Source organism: Agrobacterium sp. NPDC089420 (genome assembly GCF_044900305.1).
GTDB lineage: Bacteria > Pseudomonadota > Alphaproteobacteria > Rhizobiales > Rhizobiaceae > Agrobacterium.
The window spans coordinates 27,065-44,267 of sequence record NZ_JBJDMY010000020.1; the positions used below are offsets into that span (position 1 = coordinate 27,065).

Below are 17,203 nucleotides of genomic sequence, written 5' to 3' on the forward strand. Positions count from 1 at the left end.
GGGACCGCGCCAAATGTCCGGCCGTCGCCAGAACGGGATGCCGGGCTTAACCGCAAACAGTCGCTTCTTAAGGAGGACACCATGCGTCACGTTGATTTTTCCCCCCTCTACCGCTCCACCGTCGGCTTCGACCGTCTTTTTTCGATGCTTGACGGCCTCGGCCAACCCGAGCAGGCCCAATCCTATCCGCCCTACAATATCGAGCGGACCGGTGAGAACACCTATCGCATCACCATGGCCGTTGCCGGTTTCGATGAAACCGAACTCAGTATCGAATCCCGCGCCAATGCGCTGACGGTGAAGGCCGAGAAGGCTGCGGACGAGAAGGCCACGGAAGGCGAATTCCTGTATCGCGGCATCGCCACGCGTGCCTTCGAACGCCGTTTCCAGCTTGCCGACCACGTTGAGGTCCAGACCGCTTCCCTGAAGAATGGCCTGCTCCATATCGACCTCGTCCGCAATATTCCGGAAGCCATGAAGCCGCGCCGCATCGCGATCTCGTCCGACAGCGCCGATGCGCCGAAGACGATCGAAGCCCAGATTTCGCCGGCACAGGTCAACTAAGCTTTGCTGACATACAAAACGAACGGCCCCTTGACGGGGCCGTTTTTGTTTGCGGAAATTCTCGTGTCAGCGGATTGAAACCGCCGCACCTTCCGGTTCCGTCATCGCCGCCTTTTCGTGGGCCTTGCGGGCATAACGCTGGGCCAGCACGGCACAGACCATCAGCTGGATCTGATGGAACAGCATGATCGGCAGAACGATGGCGCCGATGCTCTGGCCGGCGAATATCGCACCCGCCATGGGTACGCCGCTGGCAAGGCTCTTCTTGGAACCGCAGAAGGTGATGGTGATTTCATCGGCCTTGTCGAAACCGAGCACACGACTGCCGAACATGGTCACACACAGAACAAGCGCCAGAAGCACGATGTTGATGGCGATGACCACGCCAATATCTCTCAACGAGAACGTATGCCAGATACCCTCGATGACGGCGTCTGAGAAAGCGAGATAGACCACCATCAGGATCGAACCGCGATCGACGGGAGACAGCAGTTTCTTGCGTGCCCGGATCCAGTCACCGATCCACGGCTGCAGCACCTGGCCGACAATGAAGGGCAACAGCAGTTGCAGGAAAATCTGCAGGAACGCATCCAGCGAAAACCCGCCGCCATGGCCGCCAACCGTAAACAGCAGTCCGACAAGCAATGGCGTCAGGAACATGCCGAAAATATTGGACGCCGAGGCCGAGCAGATCGCCGCCGGCACATTTCCGCCCGCCATGGAAGTGAAGGCGATGGAGGACTGCACGGTGGATGGCAGCACGCAGAGAAACAGCACGCCCATATAAAGCGGGGCCGGCAGAATGCTTTCAGGGATGAAGCCGATCGCCACACCGAGAAGCGGAAAGAGGCCGAAGGTAACAAGCAGGATCGCCAGATGCAGGCGCCAGTGCAGCATGCCTGCAATCACCACATCCCTCGACAACCGCGCACCATGCAGGAAGAAGAGAAGCGCGATTGCGAGTTTCGTCGCAAGACCGAAATACTCCGCCGGCTCGCCGCTGATCGGCAGGATGGACGCCAAAATCACGGTGGCCACCAGCATCATGGTGAAACGGTCGGGCAAAAAGCGGGTCATGGGAGGTCTTTCCGGCATCGGTTTTGCTTGAAACGCGCGTTACTATCGCTCATCATGATTTCGGATGCAAAGATTAACAGTTATCATGATTTGAGATAATGCTGAACCTTCAACATCTTGCCAGCTTTGTCATGCTTCAGCAAACCGGCAGCTTCACGCTGGCTGCCGAGAGACTTGGAATTGGCCAATCCACGGTCAGCCAGCATATTCAAAGGCTTGAGGCAGCACTTGGTCGCCGGCTGATTGCACGCAGCACCCATCAGGTAAAACTGACGGGCGAAGGCGAGGCGCTGCTCGGTTATGCCCGCAACATGCTGGAGATCGACAGCAAGGTCTCCTCGCTCTTCAGCGAAAACCGCCTGCGCGGACGGCTGCGGCTTGGCGTTTCGGAAGATTTCGTCGCCAGCCGGCTGACCGCCATCCTGGAGGAATTCATCCGGCTTTATCCATTGGTGGATCTGGAGCTGACGGTGTCGCTGAGCGGCGTGCTTTACCAGATGCAGGATAATGGCGAACTGGACGTGGTGCTGGCCAAACGCCGGCTCGGCGACAAGCTCGGGCATTTCCTCTACCGCGAGCCTCTGGTTTGGCTGGCGCGGGACCCGGAGCGCATGCTGAACCAGCCGGACGCCTTGCCGCTGATCGCCTTTCCACCGCCGAGCATTACCAGAAAGGCAGCGCAGGAAGCATTGGACCGGGCCGGACTTCCATGGAGGATCGTCTGCACCTGCGGCAGCCTGAGCGGACTTACCGCAGCGGCAAGGGCGGGCATGGGCGTTCTGGTACAGCCCCGCAGCATGGCGCCCGCCGGCCTCAAGGAAATTGCGGCGGATGTGCTGCCAACACTGGAGGATGTGGAATTCGTGCTTCAGCCGAGCAAGGGTACGGATACGAAGCTGGTGCGTGCGCTCTCCGATCTCGTGTCCAGCAAGAGCATCGCACCCGGCAGCTTCGTATAGATTTCCCTGCGCATTGTCCGGACGTAAAACCGCTACGCACTTTTACTGGAAATGCTCCAGTTTTCCCGTTTCGAGAGGCAGCGGCCGACACTGTCGCGCCAACCGGCAATGGCGTTCTTGCGCTCCCCCTCCTCCATATCCGGGCTGAAGCGGCGGTCGCGCCGCCAATGGTCGGCAAAGGCCTTGCGGTCCGGCCAGATGCCGGCGCGGGAGGCCGCAAGCCAGGCCGCGCCGAGAATGGTCGTTTCCAGAAAGACCGGCCGGTCGACCGGTGCCGCAAGAATATCCGCCAGCCGCTGCATGGTCCAATCGGAAGCGACCATGCCGCCGTCGACCCTCAGCACCGTCTTGCCATTGTCACCCGCCCAGTCCTTGCGCATGGCATCCAGGAGATCGAACGTCTGGTAAGCAACACTCTCCAGCGCTGCACGCGCGAATTCCGCAGGGCCGGTGCCGCGCGTCAGGCCGAAAATCGCACCGCGCGCCTCGGCATCCCAATAGGGTGCGCCAAGACCGGTGAAGGCCGGCACCAGATAGACACGCTGGTTGGGATCGGCCTTTTCGGCAAGCGCGCTGACTTCGGACGCAACCGAGATGAAACCAAGCTCGTCACGCAGCCATTGCACGGCCGCCCCGGCAATGAAGATCGAACCTTCGAGCGCATAGGTCGTCACGCCATCGAGACGGTAAGCAATTGTCGTCAGCAGCCGGTTGGTGGAGGCCACGCGGTCCGTGCCGATATTGAGAAGCGCGAAGCAGCCGGTGCCATAGGTGGATTTCATCATGCCCGGCTCAAAGCAGGCATTGCCGATCACCGCCGCCTGCTGGTCGCCGGCAACGCCAAGGATCGGGATTTCCGCGCCCAGCAGCGATTTGTCCGTCACGCCGAAATCGGCGGCGCAATCCAGCACTTCCGGCAGCATGGCGCGGGGAATGTCGAGGATGGACAGCAGTTCGTCATCCCAGGCATTGTCTTCGATATTGTAGATCAACGTACGCGAGGCGTTGGTGGCATCGGTCACATGGCGCCGGCCGCCGGTGAGGCGGTAGATCAGGAAACTATCGACCGTGCCGAAGCAGATGTCTCCCTTCACCGCCTTTTCGCGAAGGCCGCTGACGCTATCCAGAAGCCATTTCAGCTTGGTGCCGGAAAAATAGGGGTCGAGCAGCAGCCCGGTCTTTTTCGAAAACAGCGGCTCCAGGCCGCGCCGTTTCAGATCCTCGCAGACCGGCGCGGCACGGCGATCCTGCCAGACCACGGCCCGGTGCACGGCCTCGCCGGTGTTGCGGTCCCACAATACCGTCGTTTCGCGCTGGTTGGTAATACCGATCGCCTCGATATCGGATGCGGCGATACCGGCATCGGCCAGCGCCAGCCGAATGGTTTCGAGCACACTTTTCCAGATATCCTCGGCATCATGTTCGACCCAGCCGGAAGCTGGAAAATGCTGCGGAAATTCTCGCTGTCCGACACCGATGACCCGCATGTCGCGATCAAAGACCATCGACCGTGTCGATGTCGTTCCCTGATCGATCGCCAGAATATAACCGCCCATTATGCCACTCCCTTTCAGACGCAATGACCGGGGCGGCAAGCCGCCCCGGTTTCAGAACACGTCGCCGGACGTGCTCCGTATCTTTGTTTTCATGCATTTTCCGGACGTAAAACCACTACGCAGTTTTACTGGAAATGCTTCATGTCACGCAGAAATCACTTCTGCCAGCTTTTGACCAGTTCGTCGTAATTGACGGTGACCGGCTTTTCCTTTTCGTTGGCGATCTTCAGCTGCGGCGCCAGATGGCCCTTCGAAACGGCGTCCTTGTTCCAGTAATCAATATCATGTTCTTCCGCCAGTTTCGGACCGATATCGCCCTGCACACCGGCGCGCTCGATACGGGCCATGACCTTTTCCTGCTCGGCGCAGAGTGAGTCCATTGCCGCCTGAGCGGTTTTCGCACCCGACGACGCATCGCCGATTGCCTGCCACCAGAGCTGTGCCAGCTTCGGATAGTCAGGTACGTTGGTGCCGGTCGGCGACCACTGCACGCGGGCGGGCGAGCGGTAGAACTCGACAAGACCGCCGAGCTTGGCGGCACGGTCCGTGAAGCTCTGGTGATGGATGGTGGAATCGCGAATGAAGGTCAGACCCACATGGCTCTTCTTCACATCAACGGTCTTGGAGGTCACGAACTGCGCGTAAAGCCATGCGGCCTTGGCGCGGTCATCGGGGGTGGACTTCATCAGCGTCCAAGAACCCACATCCTGATAACCGAGCTTCATGCCGTCCTTCCAGTAGACGCCATGCGGCGAAGGTGCGACGCGCCATTTCGGCGAACCGTCCTCGTTCACGACCGGCAGGCCGGGCTTGGCCATATCGGCGGTAAACGCCGTATACCAGAAGATCTGCTGGGCGATGTTGCCCTGTGCCGGCACCGGACCGGATTCGGAGAAGGTCATCCCCTGTGCTTCCGGCGGCGCATATTTCTTCAGCCATTCGAGATATTTCTCGATGGAATAGACCGAAGCCGGACCGTTGGTATCACCGCCGCGCGCCACGCAGGAGCCGACCGGCTGCGACTTTTCATTGACCTTGATGCCCCATTCATCCACCGGCAACCCGTTCGGCAGGCCCTTGTCGCCATTGCCGGCCATGGAAAGCCAGGCATCGGTGAAGCGCCAGCCGAGCGACGGGTCCTTCTTGCCGTAGTCCATATGGCCGAAGACCTTCTTGCCGTCGACATCGCGGCCGGTGAAGAATTCGGCAATATCCTCATAGGCCGACCAGTTGACCGGCACGCCGAGGTCGTAACCATATTTGGCCTTGAAATCGGCCTTGTTCTTCTCGTTGTTGAACCAGTCGTAACGGAACCAGTAGAGGTTCGCGAATTGCTGGTCGGGAAGCTGGTAGAGCTTCTTGTCCGGGGCCGTCGTAAAGGCGCTGCCGATGAAGTCCTTGAGGTCCAGACCGGGGTTGGTCACGTCCTTGCCTTCATTGGCCATGAAGTCCGTCAGGTTGCGCACCTGCTGGTAACGCCAATGGGTGCCGATGAGGTCGCTGTCATTGACCCAGCCGTCATAAAGGTTCTGGCCGGTCTGCATCTGGGTCTGGATTTTTTCGACAACGTCACCTTCCTGGATGATGTCATGCGTGACCTTGATGCCGGTAATCGCGGTGAAGGCCGGAGCCAGAACCTTGGATTCATATTCATGCGTTGTCAGGGATTCGGAAACGACCTTGATGTCCATGCCTGCGAAAGGCTTCGCGGCATCGACAAACCATTGCAATTCCTTTTCCTGGTCCGCACGGGAAAGGGACGACATGTCGCCGATTTCCTTGTCCAGAAACTGCTTTGCTTCCTCCATTCCGGCGAAAGCGGAACCCGTCATTGCCAGCAGCATGGCCGCCGTCGTCGTCATCAGATGCCGTCGCATATCAGTCCTCCCAGGGGTTTGCGATTGCATGAAGTCTGCGGGTGCGGTTTTCCTCCGCCGCACCTTTTCCTGCTCTAGACGAAACGGAAAACGCCGATGGCGTAGACCGCGGACAGAGCGAGAGCCCACCACAGGTTCGGGCCAACCAGCCCGAGCCATGCGAGATGAATGAAGGCGCTGCCGAGCAGCGAGATGAACAGTCGGTCACCCCGCGTGGTCTCGAAGCGCAACAGGCCGAGGCGGGGATTGCCGCCGGGCGACAGATATTCCCAGAACCACATGCCGATGAGCAGCAGCGCGATTGCGCCGAAAAAGGCCGTCGTCTGCCAGGTCCACGCCATCCATGAAAAATCGGGCATGTGCATCATGGTCAAACCCTCCCCAGCGCGAAGCCCTTGGCGATGTAGTTGCGCACGAACCAGATCACCAGCGCACCGGGGATCAAGGTCAGCACGCCGGCGGCGGCAAGCAGGCCCCAGTCCATGCCGGCGGCGGAAACGGTGCGCGTCATGGTCGCGGCAATCGGCTTGGCGTCCGTTGTCGTCAGCGTGCGGGCGATCAGAAGTTCGACCCACGAGAACATGAAGCTGAAGAAGCAGGCGACGCCGATGCCGGAGGCAATGAGCGGCATGAAGATCTTCACGAAGAATTTCGGGAAGGAATAGCCGTCAATATAGGCGGTTTCGTCAATTTCCTTGGGCACGCCGGACATGAAACCTTCGAGAATCCACACCGCCAGCGGCACGTTGAACAGGCAATGCGCCAGCGCCACGGCGATATGCGTGTCGATCAGCCCGAAGGCCGAATAGAGCTGGAAGAACGGCAGCGCGAAGACGGCGGGCGGCGCCATGCGGTTGGTCAAAAGCCAGAAGAACAGGTGCTTGTCGCCGAGAAAACGATAGCGCGAGAAGGCGTAAGCCGCCGGCAGCGCCACCGCCACCGAAATCACCATATTCATGACGACATAGATGATCGAATTGATATAGCCCGAATACCAGGATGAATCGGTGAAGATGGTCCGGTAATTCTGCAGCGTCGGCTGATGCGGATAAAGCGTCATCGACGACACGATTTCGGCGTTCGTCTTGAAGCTCATATTGACGAGCCAGTAGATCGGCACCAGCAGCAGCAGGATATAGATCGTCGGCACCAGCCAGGAAAACCGCGATGGCCCGTGATGGCGGCGGCGCGCATTGACGGCAAGACCGGGCCGTCCCGCCGCCGCGGCTCTTGCCGGCGGATTGCCGATGCCGTTGCGCTCCACGCCTGTGGTGACATTCGAGGCACTCATGTCTCAGGTCTCCGCGTCGTGGCTGGTCATGACGGTGTAGAACACCCAGGACAGCAGCAGGATGATGAGGAAATAGATCAGCGACATGGCCGCCGCCGGCCCGAGGTCGAACTGGCCAAGCGCCATCTTCACGAGATCGATGGACAGGAAGGTGGTGGAATTGCCCGGGCCGCCGCCGGTGACGACGAAGGGCTCGGTATAGATCATGAAACTGTCCATGAAGCGCAGCAGGAAGGCGATGAGCAATACCCGCTTCATCTTCGGCAGCTGGATGAACCGGAATACCGCGAAACGCGATGCGCCATCGATCCTTGCTGCCTGATAATAGGCATCCGGAATGGAGACGAGGCTGGCATAGCACAGGAGGACGACAAGGCTCGTCCAGTGCCAGACATCCATGATGACGACCGTGATCCATGCATCGACCGGATCATTGACATAGTTGTAATCGAGCCCGAGCTGATTGGCGTAATAACCGAGCAGCCCGATATCGCTGCGGCCGAAAACCTGCCAGATGGTGCCGACAACGTTCCACGGCACCAGCAGCGGCAGCGCCATGGTGACGAGGCAGATCGGCACGCCGATGCCGGATTTCGGCATTTTGAGCGCGATGAAGATGCCGAGCGGAATTTCAATCGCCAGGATGATGCCGGAAAACAGCAGGTTGCGCCCCAGCGCATCCCAGAAACGGTCCGAGGCCAGAATTTCCTCGAACCATTGCGTTCCGGCCCAGAAGAACTGGTTGTTGCCGAACGTATCCTGCACCGAATAGTTCACGACGGTCATCAGCGGAATGACGGCGGAAAAGGCGACCAGCACCAGCACCGGCAGCACCATGAACCATGCCTTGTTGTTCCAGCTCTTTTCCATGGTCAGGCCCCCATCTTCACACGCCACGAGTCGGCGAAGACGCCGATGGCGGCCGGATCAAAGCGGACACCCGCTTCCGCCGGAATTTCCTCGTCTTCGGCAACGACGATCGCGAGCTTCTGGCCGGCAAAGCGGGCACGCACGATCTTCTGCCGGCCGATATCTTCCACCTTGTCGATGGTGATCGGCATGCCGCCGCGTTCCAGCCGGACGAATTCCGGGCGGATGCCGATCTCGATGCGCTGTGCGGCGTCGACCTTCGGTGCGCCAGTCAGCGGGACGCCAAGGCCGCCGACCACAGCCGTCGCTCCGTCGATGCTGGCGGGCAAGACATTCATGCCCGGGGAGCCGATGAAGTAACCGACAAATGTATGCCCCGGCCGCTCGAAAAGCTCGGCGGGCGTGCCGATCTGGACAATCTGCCCGTCATACATGACCACCACCTTGTCGGCGAAGGTCAGCGCTTCGGTCTGGTCATGGGTAACATAGACCATGGTGAAACCGGACTGGCGGTGCAGCCGCTTCAACTGCGAGCGGAGCACCCATTTCATATGCGGGTCGATCACCGTCAGCGGTTCGTCGAAAAGAATCGCGTTGACGTCGGATCGCACCAGCCCGCGTGCCAGCGAAATCTTCTGTTTCTGGTCGGCCGTCAGGCCCCGCGCGCGGCGTTTCGCCATGCCGGAAAGATCGGTCATCTCGAGAATTTCCCGTACCCGCCGCTCAACCTCGGCTTCCGGCACATGCCGGTTGCGCAACGGAAAGGCCAGATTGTCGTAAACCGTCATCGTGTCGTAGACGACCGGGAACTGGAACACCTGGGCGATATTGCGGTCTTCGGTGGCGAAATCGGTGACGTCGGTTCCGTCGAAGGCAATGCGGCCTTCGGACGGCCGCAGCAGGCCGGAAATGATGTTCAGCAGCGTGGTCTTGCCGCAGCCGGAAGGGCCGAGCAACGCATAGGCACCGCCATCCTCCCATTCATGATGGACTTCTTTCAGGGCATAATCCCCGGCAGCCTGCGCCTTGGCATTATAGGCGTGGCGGATATGATCGAGCGTGATGCGTGCCATGGCCGATCTCCCCTCAGGCCGCTTCGCCGATGGCGCGGCCATTCGCGTCAAAGGCCATCAGGTGCTTTGTATCGAGAAACAGTTCGATATCCCTGTCGGGTTCGATGTCGTGAATGCCATGCGCCAGCATGACCCAGCGCCGACCGGAAAATTCCACATGCACGAAGCTTTCCGATCCGGCGATTTCCGAGATCAGCGTCCGCGCCCGGATCGATTGCCGCGCCTCACCCTTTGCCTGCGGGAAAAGATGATGCGGCTGGAAGGCAATGGTCAAAGGGCCATCCGGCACGGCGGCAAGATGCGCCGGCACAGCAACCACCGCCTGATCGGCGCGCGTGAAAGCGTTACCCGCCTTGACGACCTCGATGGTGTTGAGCGGCGGATCGGCAAAGATTTCCGCAGTGACGATATCCACCGGACGCCGGTAAACCTCGATCGTGCGGCTGAACTGCGTCACCTTTCCTTCGTTAAGCGTGGCCGTGTTGCCGCCCAGCAGCAGGGCCTCGGACGGTTCGGTAGTGGCATAAACGAAGATCGCGCCGGATTCGGCGAAGATGCGCGGCAGTTCCTCGCGCAACTCCTCACGCAGCTTGTAATCGAGATTGGCGAGCGGCTCATCGAGCAGCACCAGATGGGCGTTCTTGACGATGGCGCGGGCAAGCGCCGTTCGCTGCTGCTGGCCGCCTGAAAGGTTGAGCGGCGTACGGTCGAGATAGGGCGTCAGCTTCAGAAGCTCGGCCGCCTTCCTCACCTCCCGGTCGATGCTTGCCTGATCCTTGCCGGCGACCCGCATCGGCGAGGCGATGTTTTCGTAAACGCTGAGCGCCGGATAGTTGATGAACTGCTGGTAAACCATGGCAACGTTGCGCTTCTGCACCGGCCAGCCGGTCACATCCTCGCCGTTGAAATAGACGGAGCCTTCGCTCGGCTTGTCCAGCCCGGCCATCAGCCGCATGAGCGTCGTCTTGCCCGAAAGCGTCGGTCCGAGCAGGACGTTCAGGCTTCCGCGCTGCAACGTCAGATCGGTCGGGTGAATATGATAGTCACCACCCACCATCTTCGAGACGTTTCGCAATTCAAGCATGGTGATCCAAAGCCTCCTCCGCTTTTCGATCGGATCGTCAGATTGCCTTCAAGCGTCCACCTGCAATGTCTTCGATATAGTCTTCCAATCCGCGCGCCTCTTCAGGCGTCAGGAAAAGCCCCTGCTTGGTGCGACGCCACAGAATATCCTCCGCCGTCAGCGCCCATTCCCGCGCCATCAGCCAGCGGACCTCGGCCTCATAAAGCGTACCGCCGAAATGCCGGCCCAACGCCGCTGCATCCGTGGCCGAACCCAGCATGGCGGCCGCATCCGTTCCGTAACAACGGACAAGCCGCCCGGCGTGACGCTCTTCAAGGAAGGGATAACGCGACCGCAGGGCCAAAACCTCCGCCGCATAAGCCTCTGCGCCGAAATTTCCACCCGGCAGATGCGACCCCGCCGTCCAGGGTACGCCCTTTTCACCCAGCGCCTCGCCGATTTTTTCAAGAGCATGTTCGGCAAGCCGCCGATAGGTGGTGAGCTTGCCGCCGAAAATATTGAGGAGCGGCGCTTCGCCTTCCGCCCCTTCGGTTTTCAACACATAATCGCGGGTCGCTTCCTGCGCTTTCGAGGCGCCGTCATCGAAGAGCGGGCGCACGCCGGAATAGGTCCAGACGATATCGACCGGCCTTACCGGCTCGGAAAAATATTCACTCGCCGCGCTGCAAAGATAGCTGATTTCCTCGTCGCTGATCTTAACCGCGCGGGGATCGCCGGTATAGTCACGATCCGTCGTGCCGATCAGCGTAAAATCCTGTTCATAGGGAATGGCGAAAATGATGCGCCCGTCCGGATTCTGGAAGAAATAGGCGCGTGGATCAGAAAATTTCCTGCGCACGATGATATGGCTGCCCTGCACGAGACGGACATTGTGAACGTTGTTCTTGCCGAATGTCGAAGACAGAACCCTGTCGACCCAGGGGCCGGCAGCGTTCACCAGCATACGCGCCCGATAGGTCGCGACCTCACCCGCGGCACTCTTCGTCTCCACGCGCCAGAATGCGCCTTCGCGACGCGCGGAAACCACCTGCGTGCGATTGAGGATCAGGGCGCCGCGATCGGCCGCGTCGCGGGCGTTCAGAACCACCAGCCGGGCATCATCCACCCAGCCGTCGGAATATTCGAAGGCGCGGGCAAAGATCGGCTTCAGCGGCTTTCCCGCAGGGTCGCGGCGCAGATCGAGCGAGCGGGTGGCGGGCAGAAGCTTGCGGCCGCCGAGATGATCGTAAAGAAAAAGACCGAGGCGCACGAGCCAGGCCGGGCGCACCCCGCCTTTCTGGAACGGCAGGACGAAGCGCATGGGCCAGATGATGTGAGGCGCCATGGCCCACAGCACTTCGCGCTCCATCAGGGCTTCGCGCACCAGACGAAATTCATAATGTTCGAGATAACGCAAACCGCCATGGATGAGCTTGGTGGCGGCGGAGGACGTGCCGGAGGCGAAATCGTTCATTTCCGCAAGGACAACGGAATAGCCTCTGCCGACGGCGTCACGCGCGATGCCGCAGCCGTTGATACCGCCGCCGATCACGAAAATATCGTGGATTGCCCCGTCAGACATGCACCCTCCCGCGCTTTCATCGACGCTCTCCTCATCGATATATTGAAAGCACGAACATCTAATTCGAAGACAAAACGAATGTCAAACGAAATCACGTCGCCCGATGAATCAGGCTTGGCGGGCCTCGGTTTCAATCAGCTGGACGTCGTGATCCGCGCAGATGGAGCGGATCGAATCGACAGGACAATGATCGGTGATGAAGGTATGCACCTGGGAAAGATGGCCGATACGCACCGGGGCTGTGCGCTCGAACTTCAGCGAATCCGACACCAGAATGACATGGCGGGCATTGGAGATGATTGCCTGCGCCACCTTGACCTCCCGGAAGTCGAAATCCAGCAGGGCGCCATCCTCGTCTATCGCCGAAACGCCGATAACGGCGAAATCAACCTTGAACTGGCGGATGAAATCCACCGCAGCCTCACCGACGATACCGCCATCGGAGCCACGCACGACACCGCCGGCAATCACCACCTCGATGCCGGGAAATACCCTCAACCTGTTGGCAACATTGATATTGTTGGTAATGACCATCAGCTCGTGATGGTCCGCCAGCGCTTCTCCCACCGCTTCGGTCGTTGTGCCGATATTGATGAAAAGCGACGAATTATTGGGGATGAGAGCCGCCGCTGCAGCCCCGATCGCCTGTTTTTCGGCAGAAGCGATGGCCCGTCGCGCCTCGTATTTGACATTCTCATTGCCGCTCGGAAACAGCGCACCACCATGGATGCGTGTCAGCACCCGCGTGTCGCAGAGATCGTTGAGGTCCTTGCGGATCGTCTGGGGAGTCACCGAAAACCGCGCCGCCAACTCATCGACCAGCACCCGGCCGTTCGCTTTCGCCAGCGCGACGATTTCATCCTGACGCGGTGTGAGCAGCATTTTACCCTCCCTCCTCTTTCAATTTTTTCGTTTTATTGAAGAGCGAACCAAAAACCAATGTCAAGGAGGGTTTTGTCACGGCGAGATCCGCCGCTGTGCGGATACATATGAAAGATGCAGGGCGCGAACGAAAAAGCCCGTTCGTTACCCCGCTTTCTGGATGAGCTCGGCAGCAGTTTCCTCTCCGCCCGCGCCGGAAAATGCCACGAAAGCGGCATGGAAGACATCGCCGATCCCGATCAGCACAGGTTCGTTGACGCCCAGCTTCTCGACGGCTTCAGCCAGTTGCGCGAGCGTACCGCACCAGCGCCGCTCATATGCGCGGCTGACGGAAATCATCACCACAACGGGCGTCGATGCGGGCATGCCGTGGGCAAGCAGGGAGGACTGGATCTTCGCAGCGGTGCGGCCGCCCATGTAAAAAACGGTGGTCACACAAGGGTTCGACAAAGACTGCCAGTCGATATTCCCCGGCAGCTTTCCCTGCCGCGAGTGGCCGGTGACGAAGCGGACCGACTGGGCATGGTCGCGATGAGTCAGGGAAACGCCGAGGCGCGAGGCCATGGCGCTTGCGGCGGTGATGCCGGGCACGACCTCGACCGGGATATTTTCCGCTTCCAGCGCCGCGATCTCCTCACCGGCCCGCCCGAAGATCATCGGATCGCCGGATTTCAGCCGCACCACCCGTTTGCCGGTCTTGGCGAGGCGAATCATCATCTCGTTAATGTCTTCCTGCTTGCAGCTTTCCCGGCCGCCGCGCTTGCCGACCAGCATGCGCTTCGCCTCCCGCCGCGCCAGTTCCAGCACCTCGGCTGAAACGAGATCGTCGAACAGAATGACATCGGCCGCCTGTAGCGCGCGCACGGCTTTCAGCGTCAGAAGCTCCGCATCCCCCGGCCCGGCGCCCACCAGGGTCACGAACCCGCGACCCGATCCCGCCCGCCCGGCCTGCGTTGCGATATCCGTGAGCAGCCGTTCCTCGCTCTCCTCACCCAGCCTTTCGGTAAAGGCCCGATCGGCGAATTTTTCCCAGAAGGACCGCCGCGCCAGACCGGGGGCGAGCCGCAGATTGACGCGCTCGCGGAGCCTTTGGGCAAGTGCCGCCCAATCTTTCAGCGAAAGCGGCAGCAATGTCTCGATGCGCCGGCGGATGGCCTGCGCCAGAATGGGGGCGGCGCCATCGGTGGAAATCGACACCACCACCGGCGAGCGATTGACGATGGAGCCGAACTGGAACTGGCAGAATTCCGGCTTGTCGATGACATTGACCGGCACGCCGGCGGCGCGCGCGGCATGGTAAAATCTTTCAGCTTCCTCTTCGGTGTCGCAATCCGCCAGCGCCAGTTCCGCGCCTTTGAAAATATCCGCGCCCCACGAACGGTCATGCCATGTCAGCACCGGGCTTTTGGCGATAAGCGCCGCAAGGCTTTCCGAAAGTTCGCTTTCCTCGCAATAAAGATCGAGCTGCGCACCACAGGCCAACAGCAGTTCCACCTTCCAGGCGGCCCCGTCCGATTCGCCCGCCAGCACCACGCGCTTGCCCTCAAGCCCCCAGAAGACCGGTAATTTGGCGAGCTTCTCCATGCGGGCCGGTTCATTCCGCTGCGGTTTTAAGGCATCCATCGATGATCCCCCTGATTTCGGCGCGGCAGGAGCCGCAATTGGTTCCGGCATTCAGCGCCTTGCCGATGGCTTCGACGCTGTGGCAGCCGTCGCGGATGGCGGCGGTGATCTGGTTCACGCCGACATTGAAGCAGGAGCATACCGTCGCCCCCGGATCGGCTCGCCCCGCACCCGGACGGCCGGCCACCAGCGCAAAACGCAGGCGCAAATCCCCGTGACGCTCGCTCAATTGCGAGATCGCCCAGTTGCGGGCGACGGCCACCGGCTCCTTGGCGATGAACAGCGCCGCCAAAAGGATATCACCGTCGAAGAAGGCGAGCCGCAGATCGCCGGTCTGCCGGTCGCTATAGCCCAGCGGCTCGACCCGCGCGCCGATGCCGAAAACCTGCCGTGCCCAGAGCGTCCAATCCTGCGGCGCTTCCGCGAAGGCAAGCTCCATGCGATAGCCGCCATCCGCCTTGGCGATCGCCCAATAGGCGCAATCCGGTGCATCCGGCCGGGTGCGGGAAATGGCGAAACCATAGGCCTTCGCTTCGAAACGCCTTGTCCTTACGCCCATGTTTTTCGAAGCGGGCTGGCCGGAATGGGGATCCGTGACCGGCGCCACGACCGTATCGATGCGCGCCCGCGCGGCGAACTGGTCGTTCCAGTGCATCGGCGCGAAGACCGAGCCGCGCGCCTGCCTTTCGCTGACCAGCGCCCGCAGCAGCACCCTGCCATAGGGACTTTCGAGCTCCACCAGATCGGCGCTTTTTATGCCGAGCGCCTGCGCATCGCGCGGGTGAAGTTCGGCGAAGGGTTCGGCGATATGGGCGGTAAGGCGTGCGCTTTTGCCGGTGCGGGTCATGGTGTGCCATTGGTCGCGAATGCGGCCGGTATTCAGCGTCAGCGGATAATCCGCCGATGTCCTGCCGGTCTGCGGCAAGGCGGTGGCGACGAACCGCGCCTTGCCATCGGTATGGTAAAACCGGCCATCCGCGAAAAAGCGGGTCACTTCAGCTTCGCCTGGTCCGGCCTTCGGCCATTGGAAAGGCATCATCCTGTCGTAGGAATCCCGGTCTATTCCGCCGATATCGAAATCGCGGCTGCCGGCATTCTCGAAGCCGGAAAGAGCGGCGTGTTCGGCAAAAATCTCCGATGGCCGCTGGTAAGCGAAGGCGGTATCGAAACCCATGCGTCTTCCCACTTGCGCCATCTGCCACCAGTCCGCCCTGGCTTCACCCGGAGCGTCAAGAAAACCGCGCTGACGAGAAATGCGCCGTTCGGAATTGGTGACGGTGCCATCCTTTTCGCCCCAGCCAAGCGACGGCAGAAGCACATGGGCATGGCGGGCCGTGTCCGTATCGGCCATGACGTCTGATACCACGACAAAGGGACAGGCCTTGATCGCCGCCTCGACGGCACCGGCATCCGGCATGGAAACCACCGGGTTGGTCGCCATGATCCACAGAGCCTTGATGCGGCCATCCGCCACCGCCCGGAACATATCCACTGCCTTCAGGCCGGGCTTTTCCGCAATGGCGGGTGAGGCCCAGAAGCGCTGCACGCGGTCGCGATCTTCAGCGCTTTCGATGGCCATATGGGCGGCCAGCATGTTGGCGAGCCCGCCGACCTCACGCCCGCCCATGGCGTTCGGCTGGCCGGTCAGCGAAAACGGCCCCATGCCCGGCCGGCCGATGCGGCCGGTGGCGAGATGGCAATTGATTATGGCGTTGACCTTGTCCGTGCCGCTTTCAGACTGGTTGACGCCCTGGCTGTAGCAGGTGACGGTATTTTGCGTGCGCTCGAACAATTCGTAAAAGGAGACCAGCTCGGCAACCGGCAGGCCGGTGGCCTCGGCGATTTCCGGCAGGCTATGTTCGCCTGCGGCCCGCATGGCGGCACCAAAGCCGGCCGTATGGTTTTGCACATAAGCATGATCGATCGCCGAACTGCCGGAAAGATGCGCCAGCAGACCGGTAAACAGCGCCACATCCCCATCCGGGCGGATGGCGAGGTGCATGTCAGCAATATCGGCGCTCATCGTCCGGCGCGGATCGATGACCACCACCTGCATTTCCGGCCGCGCCGCCTTCGCCGCCGCCAGCCGCTGGTAGAGGACAGGGTGGCACCAGGCGAGGTTGGAACCGGTGAGGATCACCAGATCGGCAAGCTCCATATCCTCATAGGTGCCCGGCACCGTATCGGCCCCGAAGGCGCGGCGGTGGCCGGCGACGGATGACGACATGCACAGCCTTGAATTGGTATCGATATTGGCCGAGCCGATGAAACCCTTCATCAGCTTGTTCGCCAGGTAATAATCTTCCGTCAGCAATTGGCCGGAGACGTAAAAGGCGACCGAATCCGGGCCGTGCTCGGCAATGGCTTGCGAGAACCGTGAAGCGATGAGATTAAGCGCCTCGTCCCAGGCCGCCCGCCGGCCGGCGATTTCCGGGTGGAGCAGGCGGCCGTCGAGATCGATGGTTTCGGCCAGCGCCGAGCCCTTGGAACACAGCCGACCGAAATTGGCGGGGTGGTCCTGATCGCCCCTGACGGAGACGGCACCGTCATCGGTAACGGTAGCGATGACGCCGCAGCCAACGCCGCAATAGGGACAGGTGGTTTTGGTTTCAGCGGGCATGGCTTTGCCCTCTTATTTGCCCTCTCGGCGCGTGGCGCTTACCCCCCTCTGTCCTGCCGGACATCTCCCCCTCAAGGGGGGAGATCGACAAGCGGAAGACTTCCCGCTTCATCTCTGCGGGCAGCGTTGCAAGCTGTGAATTGGCGTCCGCGCCGCAAGTGATCTC

14 protein-coding genes are annotated in these 17,203 nt (G+C 60.8%); 2 read left to right on the top strand and 12 right to left on the bottom strand.

Going from position 1 to position 17,203, the window contains the following annotated elements; all coding sequences use genetic code 11:
• Window positions 1-81: 81 nt before the first annotated feature.
• Window positions 82-564 carry a heat shock protein HspL gene (gene hspL, locus ACI2KA_RS23385; RefSeq protein ID WP_404504854.1) on the top strand — a complete coding sequence of 161 codons (483 nt, stop codon included), beginning with the start codon at window positions 82-84 and terminating at the stop codon, window positions 562-564.
• A gap of 66 nt (window positions 565-630) precedes the next feature.
• Here the strand turns inward: hspL and ACI2KA_RS23390 are convergent, their stop codons facing one another.
• Entirely contained in the window at window positions 631-1,641 is a 1,011-nt protein-coding gene (locus tag ACI2KA_RS23390) for a bile acid:sodium symporter family protein (RefSeq protein ID WP_404504855.1), read from the bottom strand.
• 98 nt (window positions 1,642-1,739) lie between these two features.
• Here ACI2KA_RS23390 and ACI2KA_RS23395 point away from each other — a divergent pair, with 98 nt between their 5' ends.
• Window positions 1,740-2,600: a LysR substrate-binding domain-containing protein gene (locus ACI2KA_RS23395; RefSeq protein WP_404504856.1), complete on the top strand. Its 861-nt coding sequence runs from the start codon at window positions 1,740-1,742 to the stop codon at window positions 2,598-2,600.
• A gap of 32 nt (window positions 2,601-2,632) precedes the next feature.
• Here ACI2KA_RS23395 and glpK read toward each other — a convergent pair whose 3' ends face one another.
• From glpK to ACI2KA_RS23450, 11 genes are all read right to left on the bottom strand, one after another.
• The gene (gene glpK, locus ACI2KA_RS23400) at window positions 2,633-4,156 is read right to left on the bottom strand and encodes a glycerol kinase GlpK (RefSeq protein WP_404504857.1); all 1,524 of its coding nucleotides are present in this window, start codon (window positions 4,154-4,156) and stop codon (window positions 2,633-2,635) included.
• A gap of 155 nt (window positions 4,157-4,311) precedes the next feature.
• Window positions 4,312-6,033 carry an extracellular solute-binding protein gene (locus ACI2KA_RS23405; RefSeq protein WP_404504858.1) on the bottom strand — a complete coding sequence of 574 codons (1,722 nt, stop codon included), beginning with the start codon at window positions 6,031-6,033 and terminating at the stop codon, window positions 4,312-4,314.
• A 74-nt stretch (window positions 6,034-6,107) separates the two neighbouring features.
• The gene (locus ACI2KA_RS23410; protein WP_404504859.1) at window positions 6,108-6,401 is read right to left on the bottom strand and encodes a DUF2160 domain-containing protein; all 294 of its coding nucleotides are present in this window, start codon (window positions 6,399-6,401) and stop codon (window positions 6,108-6,110) included.
• Between the two features lie 2 nt (window positions 6,402-6,403).
• Window positions 6,404-7,324 carry a carbohydrate ABC transporter permease gene (locus tag ACI2KA_RS23415; RefSeq protein WP_404504860.1) on the bottom strand — a complete coding sequence of 307 codons (921 nt, stop codon included), beginning with the start codon at window positions 7,322-7,324 and terminating at the stop codon, window positions 6,404-6,406.
• A 3-nt stretch (window positions 7,325-7,327) separates the two neighbouring features.
• On the bottom strand, window positions 7,328-8,194 hold the full coding sequence (locus ACI2KA_RS23420; RefSeq protein ID WP_004437268.1) for a carbohydrate ABC transporter permease: 867 nt from the start codon (window positions 8,192-8,194) through the stop codon (window positions 7,328-7,330).
• A 2-nt stretch (window positions 8,195-8,196) separates the two neighbouring features.
• The gene (locus ACI2KA_RS23425; RefSeq protein ID WP_404504861.1) at window positions 8,197-9,267 is read right to left on the bottom strand and encodes an ABC transporter ATP-binding protein; all 1,071 of its coding nucleotides are present in this window, start codon (window positions 9,265-9,267) and stop codon (window positions 8,197-8,199) included.
• A gap of 13 nt (window positions 9,268-9,280) precedes the next feature.
• On the bottom strand, window positions 9,281-10,351 hold the full coding sequence (locus ACI2KA_RS23430; protein ID WP_404504862.1) for an ABC transporter ATP-binding protein: 1,071 nt from the start codon (window positions 10,349-10,351) through the stop codon (window positions 9,281-9,283).
• Window positions 10,352-10,388: 37 nt separating this feature from the next.
• Window positions 10,389-11,912 (bottom strand): glycerol-3-phosphate dehydrogenase, encoded by a 1,524-nt coding sequence (locus ACI2KA_RS23435; protein WP_404504863.1) that lies wholly within the window; start codon window positions 11,910-11,912, stop codon window positions 10,389-10,391.
• A gap of 108 nt (window positions 11,913-12,020) precedes the next feature.
• Window positions 12,021-12,794, bottom strand: a complete 774-nt coding sequence (locus ACI2KA_RS23440) for a DeoR/GlpR family DNA-binding transcription regulator (protein ID WP_404504864.1) — start codon at window positions 12,792-12,794, stop codon at window positions 12,021-12,023.
• Between the two features lie 144 nt (window positions 12,795-12,938).
• Window positions 12,939-14,417 carry a siroheme synthase CysG gene (gene cysG / locus ACI2KA_RS23445; protein WP_404504865.1) on the bottom strand — a complete coding sequence of 493 codons (1,479 nt, stop codon included), beginning with the start codon at window positions 14,415-14,417 and terminating at the stop codon, window positions 12,939-12,941.
• The gene (locus ACI2KA_RS23450) at window positions 14,389-17,037 is read right to left on the bottom strand and encodes a molybdopterin-dependent oxidoreductase (protein WP_404504866.1); all 2,649 of its coding nucleotides are present in this window, start codon (window positions 17,035-17,037) and stop codon (window positions 14,389-14,391) included. The genes cysG and ACI2KA_RS23450 overlap by 29 nt, the downstream gene beginning before the upstream one ends.
• Window positions 17,038-17,203: the final 166 nt, after the last annotated feature.

Excerpts from the sequence above, each read along its gene's own strand:
- hspL (WP_404504854.1), top strand. The coding sequence starts at position 82 with ATGCGTCACGTTGATTTTTCCCCCCTCTACCGCTCCACCGTCGGCTTC.
- ACI2KA_RS23390 (WP_404504855.1), bottom strand. The coding sequence starts at position 1,641 with ATGACCCGCTTTTTGCCCGACCGTTTCACCATGATGCTGGTGGCCACC.
- ACI2KA_RS23395 (WP_404504856.1), top strand. The coding sequence starts at position 1,740 with ATGCTGAACCTTCAACATCTTGCCAGCTTTGTCATGCTTCAGCAAACC.
- glpK (WP_404504857.1), bottom strand. The coding sequence starts at position 4,156 with ATGGGCGGTTATATTCTGGCGATCGATCAGGGAACGACATCGACACGG.
- ACI2KA_RS23405 (WP_404504858.1), bottom strand. The coding sequence starts at position 6,033 with ATGCGACGGCATCTGATGACGACGACGGCGGCCATGCTGCTGGCAATG.
- ACI2KA_RS23410 (WP_404504859.1), bottom strand. The coding sequence starts at position 6,401 with ATGATGCACATGCCCGATTTTTCATGGATGGCGTGGACCTGGCAGACG.
- ACI2KA_RS23415 (WP_404504860.1), bottom strand. The coding sequence starts at position 7,324 with ATGAGTGCCTCGAATGTCACCACAGGCGTGGAGCGCAACGGCATCGGC.
- ACI2KA_RS23420 (WP_004437268.1), bottom strand. The coding sequence starts at position 8,194 with ATGGAAAAGAGCTGGAACAACAAGGCATGGTTCATGGTGCTGCCGGTG.
- ACI2KA_RS23425 (WP_404504861.1), bottom strand. The coding sequence starts at position 9,267 with ATGGCACGCATCACGCTCGATCATATCCGCCACGCCTATAATGCCAAG.
- ACI2KA_RS23430 (WP_404504862.1), bottom strand. The coding sequence starts at position 10,351 with ATGCTTGAATTGCGAAACGTCTCGAAGATGGTGGGTGGTGACTATCAT.
- ACI2KA_RS23435 (WP_404504863.1), bottom strand. The coding sequence starts at position 11,912 with ATGTCTGACGGGGCAATCCACGATATTTTCGTGATCGGCGGCGGTATC.
- ACI2KA_RS23440 (WP_404504864.1), bottom strand. The coding sequence starts at position 12,794 with ATGCTGCTCACACCGCGTCAGGATGAAATCGTCGCGCTGGCGAAAGCG.
- cysG (WP_404504865.1), bottom strand. The coding sequence starts at position 14,417 with ATGGATGCCTTAAAACCGCAGCGGAATGAACCGGCCCGCATGGAGAAG.
- ACI2KA_RS23450 (WP_404504866.1), bottom strand. The coding sequence starts at position 17,037 with ATGCCCGCTGAAACCAAAACCACCTGTCCCTATTGCGGCGTTGGCTGC.